At 64.2% G+C, this 13,603-nt stretch carries 18 protein-coding genes; 5 read left to right on the top strand and 13 right to left on the bottom strand.

The features are described from left to right. Window positions 1-208 precede the first annotated feature (208 nt). Window positions 209-958, top strand: a complete 750-nt coding sequence (gene ubiG / locus AC0L3E_RS28315) for a bifunctional 2-polyprenyl-6-hydroxyphenol methylase/3-demethylubiquinol 3-O-methyltransferase UbiG (RefSeq protein WP_023811162.1) — start codon at window positions 209-211, stop codon at window positions 956-958. Between the two features lie 20 nt (window positions 959-978). Here the strand turns inward: ubiG and AC0L3E_RS28310 are convergent, their stop codons facing one another. Further along, window positions 979-1,497: a flavin reductase family protein gene (locus AC0L3E_RS28310; RefSeq protein WP_127271356.1), complete on the bottom strand. Its 519-nt coding sequence runs from the start codon at window positions 1,495-1,497 to the stop codon at window positions 979-981. An 11-nt stretch (window positions 1,498-1,508) separates the two neighbouring features. Then, a complete protein-coding gene (locus tag AC0L3E_RS28305; protein ID WP_473606129.1) occupies window positions 1,509-2,633 on the bottom strand; it encodes an LLM class flavin-dependent oxidoreductase in 1,125 nt (374 codons plus the stop codon). A gap of 110 nt (window positions 2,634-2,743) precedes the next feature. Between AC0L3E_RS28305 and AC0L3E_RS28300 the strand changes: the two genes are divergently transcribed. After that, entirely contained in the window at window positions 2,744-3,340 is a 597-nt protein-coding gene (locus tag AC0L3E_RS28300; protein WP_128309755.1) for a winged helix DNA-binding protein, read from the top strand. A 13-nt stretch (window positions 3,341-3,353) separates the two neighbouring features. On the opposite strand, the gene AC0L3E_RS28295 is transcribed toward AC0L3E_RS28300, so the two are convergent. Beyond that, the gene (locus AC0L3E_RS28295) at window positions 3,354-4,268 is read right to left on the bottom strand and encodes a DMT family transporter (protein WP_128309756.1); all 915 of its coding nucleotides are present in this window, start codon (window positions 4,266-4,268) and stop codon (window positions 3,354-3,356) included. 96 nt (window positions 4,269-4,364) lie between these two features. On the opposite strand from AC0L3E_RS28295, the gene AC0L3E_RS28290 reads away from it, so the two are divergent. Then, on the top strand, window positions 4,365-4,850 hold the full coding sequence (locus AC0L3E_RS28290; RefSeq protein ID WP_128309706.1) for a MarR family winged helix-turn-helix transcriptional regulator: 486 nt from the start codon (window positions 4,365-4,367) through the stop codon (window positions 4,848-4,850). Between the two features lie 90 nt (window positions 4,851-4,940). Here AC0L3E_RS28290 and AC0L3E_RS28285 read toward each other — a convergent pair whose 3' ends face one another. From AC0L3E_RS28285 to AC0L3E_RS28265, 5 genes are read right to left on the bottom strand one after another with little or no spacing between them, the layout of a single operon-like run. Next, window positions 4,941-5,603 (bottom strand): hypothetical protein, encoded by a 663-nt coding sequence (locus AC0L3E_RS28285; RefSeq protein WP_127322210.1) that lies wholly within the window; start codon window positions 5,601-5,603, stop codon window positions 4,941-4,943. Window positions 5,604-5,617: 14 nt separating this feature from the next. Then, complete coding sequence (locus AC0L3E_RS28280; protein ID WP_023811158.1) at window positions 5,618-6,043, bottom strand: DUF1178 family protein; 426 nt, start codon at window positions 6,041-6,043, stop codon at window positions 5,618-5,620. After that, window positions 6,040-6,906 carry a carbon-nitrogen hydrolase family protein gene (locus AC0L3E_RS28275; protein ID WP_127271363.1) on the bottom strand — a complete coding sequence of 289 codons (867 nt, stop codon included), beginning with the start codon at window positions 6,904-6,906 and terminating at the stop codon, window positions 6,040-6,042. Before AC0L3E_RS28275 ends, AC0L3E_RS28280 begins: the two co-directional genes overlap by 4 nt. Window positions 6,907-6,916: 10 nt before the next feature. Then, window positions 6,917-7,186, bottom strand: a complete 270-nt coding sequence (gene grxC, locus AC0L3E_RS28270) for a glutaredoxin 3 (RefSeq protein WP_127271365.1) — start codon at window positions 7,184-7,186, stop codon at window positions 6,917-6,919. A gap of 27 nt (window positions 7,187-7,213) precedes the next feature. Further along, window positions 7,214-8,014 (bottom strand): ComF family protein, encoded by an 801-nt coding sequence (locus AC0L3E_RS28265; RefSeq protein WP_127271367.1) that lies wholly within the window; start codon window positions 8,012-8,014, stop codon window positions 7,214-7,216. Window positions 8,015-8,079: 65 nt separating this feature from the next. On the opposite strand from AC0L3E_RS28265, the gene AC0L3E_RS28260 reads away from it, so the two are divergent. Beyond that, window positions 8,080-8,955: a class I SAM-dependent methyltransferase gene (locus AC0L3E_RS28260; RefSeq protein WP_127322227.1), complete on the top strand. Its 876-nt coding sequence runs from the start codon at window positions 8,080-8,082 to the stop codon at window positions 8,953-8,955. A gap of 27 nt (window positions 8,956-8,982) precedes the next feature. On the opposite strand, the gene AC0L3E_RS28255 is transcribed toward AC0L3E_RS28260, so the two are convergent. The 5 genes from AC0L3E_RS28255 to argJ form a co-directional block, all read right to left on the bottom strand. Continuing rightward, a complete protein-coding gene (locus AC0L3E_RS28255) occupies window positions 8,983-9,168 on the bottom strand; it encodes a Flp family type IVb pilin (RefSeq protein WP_013529446.1) in 186 nt (61 codons plus the stop codon). Between the two features lie 109 nt (window positions 9,169-9,277). Beyond that, complete coding sequence (locus tag AC0L3E_RS28250; RefSeq protein WP_013529445.1) at window positions 9,278-9,592, bottom strand: hypothetical protein; 315 nt, start codon at window positions 9,590-9,592, stop codon at window positions 9,278-9,280. 127 nt (window positions 9,593-9,719) lie between these two features. Next, complete coding sequence (mutT, locus tag AC0L3E_RS28245) at window positions 9,720-10,142, bottom strand: 8-oxo-dGTP diphosphatase MutT (protein WP_127322229.1); 423 nt, start codon at window positions 10,140-10,142, stop codon at window positions 9,720-9,722. Further along, on the bottom strand, window positions 10,135-10,887 hold the full coding sequence (locus AC0L3E_RS28240) for a GNAT family N-acetyltransferase (protein WP_127322230.1): 753 nt from the start codon (window positions 10,885-10,887) through the stop codon (window positions 10,135-10,137). The genes mutT and AC0L3E_RS28240 overlap by 8 nt, the downstream gene beginning before the upstream one ends. A gap of 29 nt (window positions 10,888-10,916) precedes the next feature. Next, window positions 10,917-12,158 carry a bifunctional glutamate N-acetyltransferase/amino-acid acetyltransferase ArgJ gene (argJ, locus tag AC0L3E_RS28235; RefSeq protein WP_127379984.1) on the bottom strand — a complete coding sequence of 414 codons (1,242 nt, stop codon included), beginning with the start codon at window positions 12,156-12,158 and terminating at the stop codon, window positions 10,917-10,919. A gap of 170 nt (window positions 12,159-12,328) precedes the next feature. Between argJ and AC0L3E_RS28230 the strand changes: the two genes are divergently transcribed. Beyond that, window positions 12,329-13,558, top strand: coding sequence for a caspase family protein (locus tag AC0L3E_RS28230; protein ID WP_473606127.1), 1,230 nt, complete (start codon window positions 12,329-12,331; stop codon window positions 13,556-13,558). The last annotated feature ends 45 nt before the right edge of the window (window positions 13,559-13,603 follow it).

Here is a 13,603-nt window from a genome sequence, read left to right as displayed (position 1 = left end):
AGCTGACATGCCCTGACAGAATCCGGGTCCCTGCCGGCAGAGGAAAATTGTTGCCTTGACATTCGCGGCCTCACGCCCGACTTCCTAGCGCACGACCCCGAAATCGAAGTCGATTTCGGAAAGGATCATGCGCAGAATCTAAAGTGCTACAGCGTCCTTTGCGCGTCCAAGAGGACGTGCGGCGCTGTAGTGTCGAGGAGACCAACCCATGCCAGAGCCCCGACGATCGACAATCGATGCCGGAGAAGTGGAACGCTTTTCCGCCCTTGCCGCCGAATGGTGGAACCCGAACGGCAAGTTCCGTCCCCTGCACAAATTCAATCCGGTCCGGTTGGCCTATATCCGCGACCAGATAGCGACGCGCTTCGGCCGTGACCCACGCGCTGCAAGGCCTTTCGAGGGCCTGCGCATCCTCGACATCGGCTGTGGCGGCGGACTTCTGTGCGAGCCGATGGCGCGGCTTGGCGCCGAAGTCGTGGGCGCGGATGCCTCCGAAACCAACATCGAAGTGGCCAAGCTGCACGCCGCCGAGGGCAATGTCAGCGTCGACTATCGCGCCACGACGGCCGAGGACCTTGCCGACGCCGGCGAGAAATTCGACGTCATCCTCAACATGGAAGTGGTCGAGCATGTCGCCGACATCGACCTGTTCGTCGCCAAATGCGGCGAGATGGTGCGGCCCGGCGGCATCATGTTCGTGGCCACCATCAACCGCACGCTGAAGGCGCTGGGCTTAGCCATCATCGGCGCCGAATATGTGCTGCGCTGGCTACCGCGCGGCACCCATCAGTTCGGCAAGCTGGTGCGCCCGGAAGAGCTCGAAAAGGCGCTGGGCGGCGCCGGCCTGACCATCATCGACCGCACCGGCGTCACCTACAACCCGCTGGCCGACCGCTGGGCGCGGTCGAAGGACATGGACGTCAACTACATGGTCCTGGCGGAAAAAGGCTCGGTCTGATCTTATTCTGAATTCTGGCCTTATTCAGATTTCAGCGGCCTGTAGCCGCCGCGCCAGTAGATCAGCGCCTGGCCGGCATCGTGGGTGCGCACGGCCTCGACCGAGCCGATGACGATGGAATGCGTGCCGCGATCGATCATCTCGTCGAGGCTGCAGTCGAACGCGGCCACCGCGTCCGAAAGCAGTAAAGCTCCGGTCTTGAGCGTCATCCATTCGGCGCCCTCATAGCGGTCCTTGCCCTTGATGCCGCCAAAGCCGGAGAACCGCTCGGCCACGCGCTGATGCTGGGGGCCAAGCGAATTGACGCCGAAATGCCGGTAGCGTTCGATCACCGGCCAGGTCGACGACGACCTGTTGACGCAGGCGATCACCTTGGGCGGCTCGGCCGACAGCGAGACGACCGAAATGACCACCAGGCCGGAGCGATCCTCGCCGGTGCCAGCGGTGATGACGCTGACATTGCCGACGATCAGCCGCATCGCGGCCCGAAAATCCGCGACACCGACAGGATTTGCCTCCGAAGTCGTTGGTTCGGTCATGGGGGTTGCTCCTAGGCCGCCGACTGCATGGCGGCCGCTGCGATACGGATGCCCCGCTGTTCGAGGATAGGCAGGACGGTGTCGCGAAAATACGGGAATTCCTCGACATAGTCGACGAAGGACAGCGTCGAGCCGCGAAATCCGGCCTCGTGCAAGGCGGTGATCCCATCAGCGACCTGTTCGGCCGTGCCGGTGAGCGGGAAGCCGCCATGGCCCGCCGCCATCCGATCGCGGATGAGCGCCAGGAGGTCATGCGGGAACGACTGCGCATGCGCAAATTGCAGCTTCACCAGATTGTCGACGGCTGCCCAGTCGGCATTGGCGCGGGCGAAATGCTCGAGATAATCCTTCGCTTCCTTCTCGGTCGGCCGGCAGACGACATGGGCAAAGGTCAGCACGTCGACAGTGCTGCCGGCGGCGACCGCCTGTTGCTTCAGCGCGGCGATCTCGTCCCTGGAGCGTGACAGATCGATTGCCGGCGTGAACAGGAAGTCCGCATTGCGGACAGCGAATTTGCGCCCTTCTTCCGAGCCGGCGGCGTTGAGGATCGGCAGGCGCGCCGACGGCCGCGGATCGCCAAGCACGTTCTTCAGCTTGAAATAGGTGCCGTCCCAGTCGAACGCCTCGGTGCGATCCCACAGCGCCCTGACGATGTCGAACCATTCCTGTGCGTAGCCGTAGCGTGTGATGTGATCGTCGGGCAGCGTCAGCCCGAGCGCTTCATATTCCGGCTTGTTCCAGCCGGCGACGATGTTGAGGCCGATACGGCCGCGGCTGATCTGGTCGATCGTCGCCAATTGCTTGGCGACGACGACAGCGGGGTTGGCCGCCGTGTGGGTGGTGGCGAAAACCGTGATGTTGCGGGTGAGCGCCAGGAGCCCTGCGGCCCAGGTGATCGTCTCCAGCACGTTGCCGTGGAAATTGGTCTCGCCCCCATAGCCGATCCAGCGGGCGATCGGCAGCATGAAATCGATACCGGCGTCGTCGAGCAGATGCGCCAGCCGCAGATTGTTGTCCCAGGAACTGACCCATCGTTCGGGAACCTTGGTGACGGTCATGCCGCCGGAACAATTGGAAGCGAAGGTCCCTAGAAAGAAGGGCTGTGCGTTGGCTGCGGTCTTGTCGAGCATGCTCATCGGTCGCGTTCTCCTCATTTTTAGGTTATATTTTATAATAGAAAGTCTATCATAAAATCATATGGACGCAATCGGCCGGATCGGCGCATGCTGCCGGGCGGGGAGACATGATGAACGACCGGCGCAAACCATTGGAAACACAAGCCAAGCTGCTGGATCGCGGCTGGCATCTGGCGCGGACGCCGCTCGAAATCGACGTCGCCGAAATCGAATATGCGCTGATGCGCTCCTACGAGGCGTTCGGCCACTGGCAGGCGGAATGCCTGGCGACGGTGATCGAGTTTTCCGCCAGCGGGCCGGAAAATGCGCTGCTTCACATCATCAGGATGAACGACCGGCCAAAGAGCGTCCGCGACCTGGCGCAGATGACCAACAGAGACGACATCCCCAACATCCAGTACAGCCTGCGCAAATTGCTCAAGGGCGGCATGGTCAAGCGAACCGGCAGCGGCAGGGCCGGCGTCACCTACGAGGTCACGCCGCTTGGGTTTCGAGTCACCGAACGCTATGCCGACATCCGGTCCGTCCTGCTCATCGAAGCGGTGACACGCGTCCCGGAGATGGCGGCCAAGCTCGAGGAAGCGGCGCGCACACTGGAGCTGATGACCGGCATCTACGAACAGGCGGCCCGCGCCGCGGCCACTCATCGCCGCCGGCACCCAAGGCCGGAACCCGGTGGCGAAGAGAACGAAACCGACGCCGGCTGAGGCGCGAAAGCGCTTACGCCGCCTGCCTTTGCAGCTTCGTGCCGGTCTGGCTTTGTGCCCTGGTGGTGATGAACACGCCCGCGGTGATGATGACCGCGCCCGCCCAGGTCAGCAGCTGATAGTGCTCGCCGAGGACGATGGTTCCGGCAAACAGGCCGACGGCCGCCGCCACATAACCGATCTGGCTGAGATAGACCGGACCGCCAACCGCCTGCAGCCGGAAGAAGAAGGCGAACATCGCCGATGCCGACGCAACCTGCGCGACCACCACCAGCGGCACGCCGCCGAGTGGCGCGAAAGCCTCGCCGCCGAACAGGAGGAGAATGCCGGCAAGCAGCATCGCCGCCGACGCCAGATGGCTGCCGACGGCAAGCTCGATCGGGCCGGTGCCGTCCGGCCAGTCGACCGTGCGGTAGATGTTGCCGGCGGCAAGGCTGACCGGAATGAGCAACCCCATCGCCACCCAGAACAAATCGGCCGGCTGGCCGGCCTCGCCGCGCGTCACCGCGACCATGACGGCGCCGACGAAGCCGACGGCGATGCCGACAATGCCCAGCATGTTGGGGCGCCGGACACGCAACAGGATCGAGAACACCAGTGTGATGACAGGCGACAGGGTGAACATGATGCCGGTGTAGCCGGCGCCCAGATGCGGGATGGCCGAGAACATCAGGAGGTTGGGGACGGCATAGGACACCGCGGCGGTGACGAAGAAATAGCGGAATTTGTGCGCGGTGAGCCGGACCCGCTGGCCGCGAGCCAGGAGCACGCACAGCAAGACGCCGCCGGCGCCGAGCGAGATGACGAAGGCCCAGACCATGGCCGGCACGCCGGCAGCCGTGGCGAGCTTGCCGAATGGCAGCGTCAGGCCGAGCAGGCCGCCGGTGACGACCAGCAGGCCGAGCGCCGAATCCCAAAGACGTTTCATTGACCGAATCCTGTAGCGCGGCCCTTGGCCGGCATTGCATGTTAAGATAAGATAATGGAAAGATTCTTAACGTCAAGATATATGATGGTGAGACAATTGGACAGGGCAGCAAGAGCGATCGAGCAATGGAGGCGGGAGCGGCCCGATCTGGATGTCTCGCCAATGGGTGTGCTCGGGCGGCTGAACGAGGCCGCCTCGCTGATCGCCCGCGAGCGCCTGGCGCCGTTGTTTGCCCGTTATGGATTGCAGTCCGGGGAATTCGACGTGCTGGCAACGCTGCGCCGTTCAGGCTCTCCCTACGCGCTGACGCCGACCGCTCTCTACGAGGCGACGATGGTGACGTCCGGCGCCATGACCAACAGGCTAGATCGGCTCGAAACGTCCGGATTGATCCTGCGCGGGCCGCATCCCAACGATAGGCGCGGCATTGTCGTGCGGCTGACCGACAAGGGCCTGGCCTTGATCGATGAAGCCGTTACCGCCCACGTGGCCAACGAACACGAGGTTCTCTCGGGCTTGACGCCGGCGGAACAGGAGACGCTCTCTCGGCTGCTTGAGAAATTGATCGGGAGTGTGGGCTAGAGCAACTCCAGGAAAAGTTTTCCGCCTGGAATTGCGTCAAACAAAGAGTTAGAGCGCCCTCTCCGTGAAACGGTGAAATGCTCTAGCCGGTCAGTTCATAGGCTGCCGCGAGAACCGGCGCCGGTGTTTCCAGCGCTGGTATGATACGGTGAGGTGGACAAGCCGGGTCGGCATGTTGAGGTAGAGCAGAGCATCTCGCAAACCACTGAGATTTCGCTCACTCATCGCCTTATCGGAAAAGTCCGGCATGGCCTCAAGTGTCGCTTCAGCTTGCTGGCCCCGGCCCTTTCCTGTCGGCAGTCTGGCCGCAAAGGCTATTTCTCGACGCAGACAGACCTGCTCGACGCGATCCCGCAACGCCTCTTCGTAGCCGATACCGCATCGCATAAGCCGCGCGTGGGTGGCCTCATGGACGATAATCGAAGCGACCAATTCCGGCGTCGTCTCTTCGCTGATGATATGGCGCTCGTCCAATTCGCACGCCTTGGAGGAGTTTGCCCATTGCGCGACGGAAGCAGGAAGGGTTGTGACGAATACCTGTCTTACGTCACCAAGCAGCCGTCTGTAGCGCACTGGATCAAAATCACGAATAAGCTGAAGCGCCTCGACGATCTTGTCGGTGCCCTTGTCGCTTATGATGAGCAATCCGTCGACCGTTCGGGTACCGCTAAGCTTCACGGCGGCCCAGCGGGCTAATCGGCCAACGACGGCTCTTATGCTGCGTTCCGGCTCAATCGCTTCTGGGTCGCGCAAAGCTCCCTCGGAATTCAGTTGCGATCGTCCGGGAACACCGGGATGGGCATGAACTCGACGCCGTCCTCGGCCAGGCTCTTGGCTTCGTCCAGCGTCGCCTCGCCATAGATGCCGCGCGGGTCGCTCTCGCCGAAATGGATCTTTCGCGCTTCCTCGGCGAACTTGTCGCCGACATAGTCGGCATTCTCGCGCACCTTCTCGGCCATCGCCTTGAGCTGTGCCAAAGCCTGCTTCTGCGCCTCGCCCATGGCCAGCGCTATGGTTTCCTGCTTGCGCGCCGTGGAGACAGCCGGCGCCATCAGCGCTTTCTGCACCTTGTGCGAGCCGCAGGTGGGGCAATCGACAAAGCCGCGCTTCTTCTGGGTGTCGAAATCGTCGTTGCTGCGGAACCAGCCTTCAAATTCGTGCTCGTGCTCGCAGATCAGGGCAAAGCGGATCAAGAGGCTGCACCCCTGAGCCGCGGCGCCTCGCCCGAACCGGCATTGACGGCGAAATCCCGTGCATTTCTGAGATTGGGGATCTTCTTGCGCGCGGCAAGCGACTGCGCCGGGTCGATCTCGGCGACGATCACATCAGGCTCGTCATGCGCGGCTTCCGCGATGATACGGCCCCACGGATCGACGATCAGCGAATGACCGTAGGTCTCGCGGCCATCCTCATGCAGGCCGCCCTGCGCGGCGGCGATGACATAGGCGCCATTCTCGATGGCGCGGGCCCTGAGCAGCACGTGCCAGTGCGCCTCGCCGGTCTGACGGGTGAAGGCGGCAGGTACGGAAAGCAGATCGGCGCCGGCCAGTGCCTCGGCGCGGAACAATTGCGGAAAGCGCAAATCGTAGCAAACGGCGAAGCCGAGCTTTGCACCCTCGATCTCGGTGACGACGGCCTCGGTGCCCGGTTCGTAGGCAGCGGATTCACGCCAGCTCTCACCATTGTCGAGGTCGACATCGAACATGTGGATCTTGTCGTAGGTGGCGAGCGCAGCACCATCCGGGCCAAACAGCAGCGCCCGGTTGGCGAGCTTGCCGTCGGCCCGCAGGATGGCGGTCGAGCCGATATGCAGGAAGACGCCGAGTTCCCTGGCCAATCTGCGCGCGGTCGAAACGACGATGTCCTTGTCTTCGGACGTAAACGAGGCGGCGCGAGCTTCCTTGTCGCGGATCAGCGCGCCGGTCATTTCCGGCGTCTGGATATAGGTGGCACCTAGGCTGGCTGCTTCGCGCACCAGCCGTTCGAGATCCACGGCGTTGCGCTCGGGACTCTCGCCTGAACGCATCTGGATCGCAGCGGCTTTGAAAACACCCATCGTCATTCCCTCAATTCGTCGCGCCGTTGGCGAGCAGTTTGTCCAGCCGGCCTTCGGCCTCTAGCTCGTGGAGGTCGTCACAGCCGCCGACATGCGTATCGCCGATGAAAATCTGCGGAAAGGTCGTGCGGCCATGCGCCCGGGAGATCATCTCCTGGCGCAGTTCCGGCGAGAAGGAGGCATCGTGCTCGGTAAAGGCGACGCCCTTGCGCTCGAGCAGCCGCTTGGCTGCCGTGCAATAGCCGCACATCATGCGGGTGTAGATCGTGACATCGGCCATGACGAATTTCCGCTGTTCGTTGCCGACTTATATAGTCGCGGACTCGTCCGCCCGGAAGTCCCCCGGCAACACACGCGCAAAGGTCAGCACGTCGACGGCGGCCGCACCGCCCCTTTTCAGCGCCTTGGTGGCGGAACGCACCGTGGCGCCGGTGGTGTAGACATCGTCGATCAAAAGCACCCTGCGGCCGGCGATCTCGATTTCCGCCTCGGCGGGTACCCGAAAGGCAGCCCGCACATTTTCCTCGCGTTCCCCGCGCTCCAGCCCGACCTGCTGGCGGGTGAGTTTCACGCGACGCACCGCCGAGGGGGCGAAGGGCAGTTGACTAAGCGTCGAGACCGCCCTCGCCAGTTCCGCCGATTGGTTGAAGCGCCGCCTGAAAAAGCGCCGCCAGTGCAGCGGCACCGGCACCACCACATCCGCCTCGGCGATGAGATCGGCACCGGCGCGAACCATCCAGCGCGCCATCCAGGGTGCCAGATCCGTGCGATCCTGGTATTTCAGCCCCTGCACCATCTGGCGGGCAACGCCGGAATAGGCGACCGCCGCCCGCGCCCGCTCGAAAGGCGGCGGATCGGCAATCGCCTCGGCCGACAGAAAGCCTTCGCCCATATGGTGGGTGAACGGCGTGCCCATGACCGGGCACCATGGCCGCTCCAGCAGCCTGAGCTTCGGCCAGCAGGCGCCGCACAGCACGCCTGGCTGCGAGACATGCCGGCGGCAACCGGCGCAGACCGGCGGAAACAGCATACGCGCCGGCCAGCCGACAACCGACCGGGCCAGGTTCGTGATCGCGATGGACTTGATCTTGGGCATCGGATCGGCCACGTGGTTGCTCCTGCGCGCCACTATATCAACGATCCCGGAGCGTGGACAAACAAAGGATCTGCCCGTTGCAGCCGATAATGGATACCTCTCTATGGCTGGCGCACAAGCGGCGCGCGCTTGCCCATCCGGTCGACGGTGCGGACTTCCTCATGCGCCGCACGGCCGAGGACCTTGCCGACCGGCTGGGCGCCGTCGAGCGCAGGTTCGGCAAGGCGGCTGTGCTGTTTTGCCAGACGCCGGCGGCGGCTGAAACGCTCGCCGAAAGCGGCAAGGTCGCCGACATTGTCCGCGTCGAGGCGGACACGGCCTTCCTGAGCGGTGGCGGCGCCGGCTTGATCGCACCGCTCGAAACCGTGCCGTTCGAAGCGGAAAGCCTCGATCTGGCGGTGTCGCTTCTGTCGCTGCAGGCCATGAACGACATCCCCGGCATGCTGATCCAGATCCGCCGTGCGTTGCGGCCGGATGGTCTTTTCCTCGGCGCCTTTGCCGGCGCCGGTACGCTTTTCGAGTTGCGCGAAAGCCTGCTTTCGGCCGAGACCGAGCTTTACGGCGGCGCCAGTCCGCGTGTCGCCCCGTTCACCGACGTGCGCGATGCCGGTGCGCTGCTGCAGCGCGCCGGTCTCGCTCTGCCGGTCGCCGACGTAGAGACGGTGACGGTGCGCTATGCCAGCCTGTTCAACCTGATGGCGGATCTGCGGGCCATGGGCGAAACCTCTGCGCTCACCGATCGCAGCCGGCGGCCGGGCTCGCGCAAGCTGTTTGCCCGTGCGGCGGAAATCTACGCCGAGCGGTTTTCCGACCCCGACGGCCGCGTGAGGGCAAGTTTCTCGATTGTCTGGATGTCCGGCTGGGCGCCCGACGCATCGCAGCAAAAACCGCTTAAGCCAGGGTCGGCCAAGGTCTCGCTGAAAACAATCCTGGAGGCGCCCGGCGGGCAATGATCCTGCCCGCAGGCGCGGAAAGCCGGATCAGGGCGTGGGTGCGAAAGCGTTCGCAAGCTTGCTGTTGTTGTCGCTGAACAGCCAGATGATCCCGTCGCGGACCTCACCGATACCGCCGACGATGGCCAGCGACAGCACGGCGATGATGACGCCATATTCGACGGCCGTGGCGCCGGTCTCGTCGTTCAGAAAACCCAGCAGCACTGCTTTCATGGCCTCAACCCCTCTGTCCGGGACCTTACCGCCGACCTGTTAAGAAAGGTTAACGGCAAAGGCTTAACAGGCGATGAAACCGCCGCCTTTCCGAAATCTCTTAACCATGTCAGCAGTCGCCGCTGCTCCTGCCATTGGACCTGATGATGCAGACCGAGCTCGGTTGCGGCTGCAGCACGCTGCGGCGCAGCGTGTAGGTTTCGCGATGGCCGATCGAGCCTGTCGCCGCCATGTCAAGCCCGCCGAAACCATCACGGGCCGACAGCGAGCGTGTCTGGCTGTCGAGGAAGGGGGTTGCGATCAGCGCCAGCGCCACCGCGGCCGAACCGAACAGCAGCGTGATGCGCAATATGCCCATGCCCGCATCGGCGGCGCGAAAACCGCGCTCGGGCCGGATCGAGTCCCAATCCCTGTCTAGGCTCATGCTATCGCTCCCCGGCAAATCGACGGCTCGGCCGCGAACGGCCATGCTTCAATTTTTCACGACGAGATAAATCTTCCATTAACGCTGGCTGATACACGCCTCGGCAGGAAGCGACCGGACGCGAACCTCAGAGCAGATCGATGAGGAACGGGATCAGCGGCGCATCGGCCGGCGGCATCGGATAGTCGCGCATCTGCTTCGGCCGCACCCATTTCAGCGTCTGCCCTTCCCTGGGCTGGGCTATGCCGCGAAAGCGGCGGCAGATGAACAGCGGCATCAGCAGGTGGAAATCGTCGTAGGAATGACTGGCGAAAGTAAGCGGCGCCAGGCATGGGATGTCGGTTTCGATGCCGATTTCTTCATGCAGTTCGCGAATGATGCATTGTTCGGGCGTCTCGCCGGGCTCGACCTTGCCGCCGGGAAATTCCCACAATCCGGCAAGTTGCTTGCCCTGAGGCCGCTGCGCCAGAAGCACCCGGCCGTCGGCATCGACCAGCGCGCAGGCGGCGACCAGGAGCAGGCGTTTGCCGGCGGTCACGACATCATTCATGACCCGGCGGCCGGCGGTAGTGGTAGCGATAGACTTCCTCGAAGCCGAGCGAATGGTAGAGCGCCAGCGCCGGCACGTTGTTGGCCTCGACCTGCAGCCATGCTTCCCGCGCGCCCCGCAGCCGCGCCCATTTGAGCGCCGACAGGATCAGGTTGCGGCCATGGCCCCTGTTGCGCGCCGATCTGTCGGTGGCGACCTCGAACAAGCCGGCGAGATCGCCGTCATGCACGCAGATAAGCGTTGCCAGTGCCTCGGCTCCATCTTCGAGCGCGAACAGCCCGGCTTCGGGCTGGATGGCACCGATGATCTCCGACAGGCCGGGCCGCAGCGAAACATCCGAACCGCTGACCTTGAGCAACGCACCGATGAAGCGGCTGATGTCCTTGAGCGGAATCTGGTCCATGGCGGCGTCGAGCTGCGCGCCGGCCAGCGGCAGCCGCATGACCAGCGACTCGTCGAACCGGCTCCAGCCCTCGCGGTCGAGATGGCTGGCGAGATCGGGGCCCGACAGCGGCGACATGCGGAACGTCAGCGGCCTTCCATAGGCATCGAAACGGCGGCTGGCCCGGCCGATACGGTCGGCCATGTGCATGATATCGCCGGGATCGAGCGGATTGACGGAGTTCAGCCGCTTGGCCGGATGGCCGGCGGTCAGCCGCACCACCCAGGTGCCGTCATAGTGGACGGCGGCTGCCGGCCAGGCGCGAAAGCCGGCCGCCTCGTAGCGGCGTACGATCGCGAGCATGCTTGCCGGATGCCTGGAGCTCAAAACCGTCAGCTCCGATAATCGCCATTGATGGCGACATATTCCTTGGTGAGATCGCAGGTCCACACCGTCGCCTTGCCGCGACCGATGCCGATATCGGCACGGATGCGGATGTCGTCGCGCTTCATGTAGGCCGACGTTGCCGCCTCGGAATAGCCGGGGTCGCGCTCGCCTTCATGCGCCAGCCTGTTGTCGCCGAACCAGATCGACAGCCGGTCGCGATCGGCGGGTTCGCCGGCCTTGCCGACGGCCATGACGACGCGGCCCCAATTGGCGTCCTCGCCGGCGACCGCCGTCTTGACCAGCGGCGAATTGGCGATGGACAGCGCGATGCGCTTGGCCGAGCGCGCCGATTTGGCGCCGGTGACGGTGACTTCGACCTGCTTGCGGGCGCCCTCGCCGTCGCGCACCACTTGCAGCGCCAGCGATTTCAGCACCTTGCCGAGCGCCCGGCGGAACGCGCCGAGACGGGCATCCCTGGGATCGGTTATCTCGGGCGCGCCGCGCTTGGCGGCCTTGCCGGTGGCGAAGATCAGCAGCGTGTCGCTGGTCGACGTGTCGCTGTCGACGGTGACCGCGTTGAAGGTCTTGGCCGTGCCGCGCGACAACAGATCCTGCAGGACGGGGGCAGCGATCGGCGCATCGGTGGCGATGAAGGAGAGCATCGTCGCCATGTCGGGCGCGATCATGCCGGCGCCCTTGGAAATGCCGTTGATGGTGACATCGGCGTCGCCGAGCTTGACGGTCGCAGTCGCCAGTTTCGGATAGGTATCCGTGGTCATGATCGCCTTTGCCGCTTCGGTCCAGAGCCCAGGCTTGCCGTTGCTGACCAGCCCGGCCAGCAGGTGGCTGAATTTGCTGGTGTCGAGCGGCTCGCCGATGACGCCCGTCGAGGCCAGGAAAACCTCCGCTGCCGTGCAGCCGGCCGCCTTCGCCGCCGCCTCGCCGGTCAGCGCGGTCGACTCGCGGCCTTTCCTGCCGGTGAAGGCGTTGGCGTTCCCGGAATTGACGACCAGCACCCGGGCCTTGCCTGCGCCGAGATTCTGCCGGCAGAAATCGACCGGCGCCGAAGGGCATTTCGATTTCGTGAACACGCCGGCGACCGCGGTGCCTTCATCGAAGACCATGGTCAAAAGATCGGTGCGGCTCTTGTACTTTATCCCTGCCTCGGCGGTGGCGATGCGCACCCCATCGATTTCCGGCATTTTCGGGTATTTCTTCGGCGCGAGCGGCGAAATCGTCGTGGACATGGAGGCCTCGGGCGGGAAAAATCGCAGGGGAAGGCCGGTTTGCCCGATAGACCGCGCGGGCGCAAGGGCGTTTTCGTCGCTCTTGCCCGGGAGTTCGAACCCGCTCGTGGTTAGGCCTGCATTTCAAATCCGGTGGCGTCACCGGGGCCGATGGCGTTATGATCTGCCCCATGGGCAGGCTTGCGATCCTTGCATGGGCATTTCTGGGACTTTTGCTGCTGAGCGCGGATGCGCAGCCGCAACGGCGCGTGGCGCTTGTCATCGGCAACGGCACTTACGCCGAAGCCGGCACGCTGGCCAACCCGGTCAACGACGCCCTCGACATCGCCGACAAGCTGCGCTCGATCGGCTTCGAGGTGATCGAGGGCAATGATCTCGGCAAGCGTGAACTCGAACGCAGCATCGGCGCGTTTTCCGATGCGCTCCAGGGCGCCGGCGCCGGGCTTTTCTACTATGCCGGCCACGGGCTGCAGGTCGACGGGCGCAACTACATCGTGCCGGTCGATGCCAGGCTGGACGTGCCGGTCAAGCTGCAGCTCGAGGCCGTGCCGATCGACGAAGTCCTCGACATCATGGAACAGCAGACCAAGGTCAGCCTGGTGTTTCTCGATGCCTGCCGCAACAATCCATTTGCCCGCAGTCTCAGCCGCACCGCCACCACGCGCTCGGCGAAGGCGCTGGCCGGGCTGGCGCAGTTCGATTCGACGCGCGGCTCGTTCATCGCCTTCTCGACGGCACCTGGCGCTGTCGCCATGGACGGCAGCGGACGCAACTCGCCCTTCGCCGCCGCCCTGCTGCGCCACATCGCCGAGCCCGGCCAGAGCATCAACGACATGATGATCGCGGTGCGCCGCGACGTGGTTTCGCAAACCCGCGAAACCCAGCGCCCCTGGGAGCAGGGATCGTTGCTCGAACGCTTCGAATTCGTCTCGGACGGACAACCCGCAGAGCCACAAAGGCCGCCCGCGGCGCCGGCGCCTTCAACGGAAGTCGCCGCACTTGAACGCTCTGTCGGCGACGACAAGGGATCGATCGAGAAATTCCTGCGCCAGGACTATCTGACGCCGGACACCAGGGCCATGAATGAGGCCGTCAAACGGCTCTACGGCCCATCCGCCATCATCTTCGGAACCCGCTACGACGCCGACGCCATCGTCAAGATCAAGGCCGACTGGTTTGCGCAGTGGGCCTCTTGGTCGCTAAGCATGGAGGCCGGCAGCCTGGAGGTCACTCCACAGGGCGAAGATCGCGCCGAGGCAGTCTTTGCGATGCGCTACGACTATCTTCCAAAGGACAGGTCGGCGGCACGCCTGACCGGCAAGGCGCGCGTCACGCTTGGGGTGGTCAAGGCCGGCGGCGGCTGGCGTATCGAATCCGAGACATCGCAGGCGATGCAGTAGGCGTGATCCCACGGCCAGCCGGGCAATTTAAGCCGGCAGTGCCTC

Source organism: Mesorhizobium sp. WSM4822 (assembly GCF_055811155.1).
Note: the sequence above shows the minus strand (reverse complement) of the source record. Positions and strands in the feature narration are given on the sequence as shown.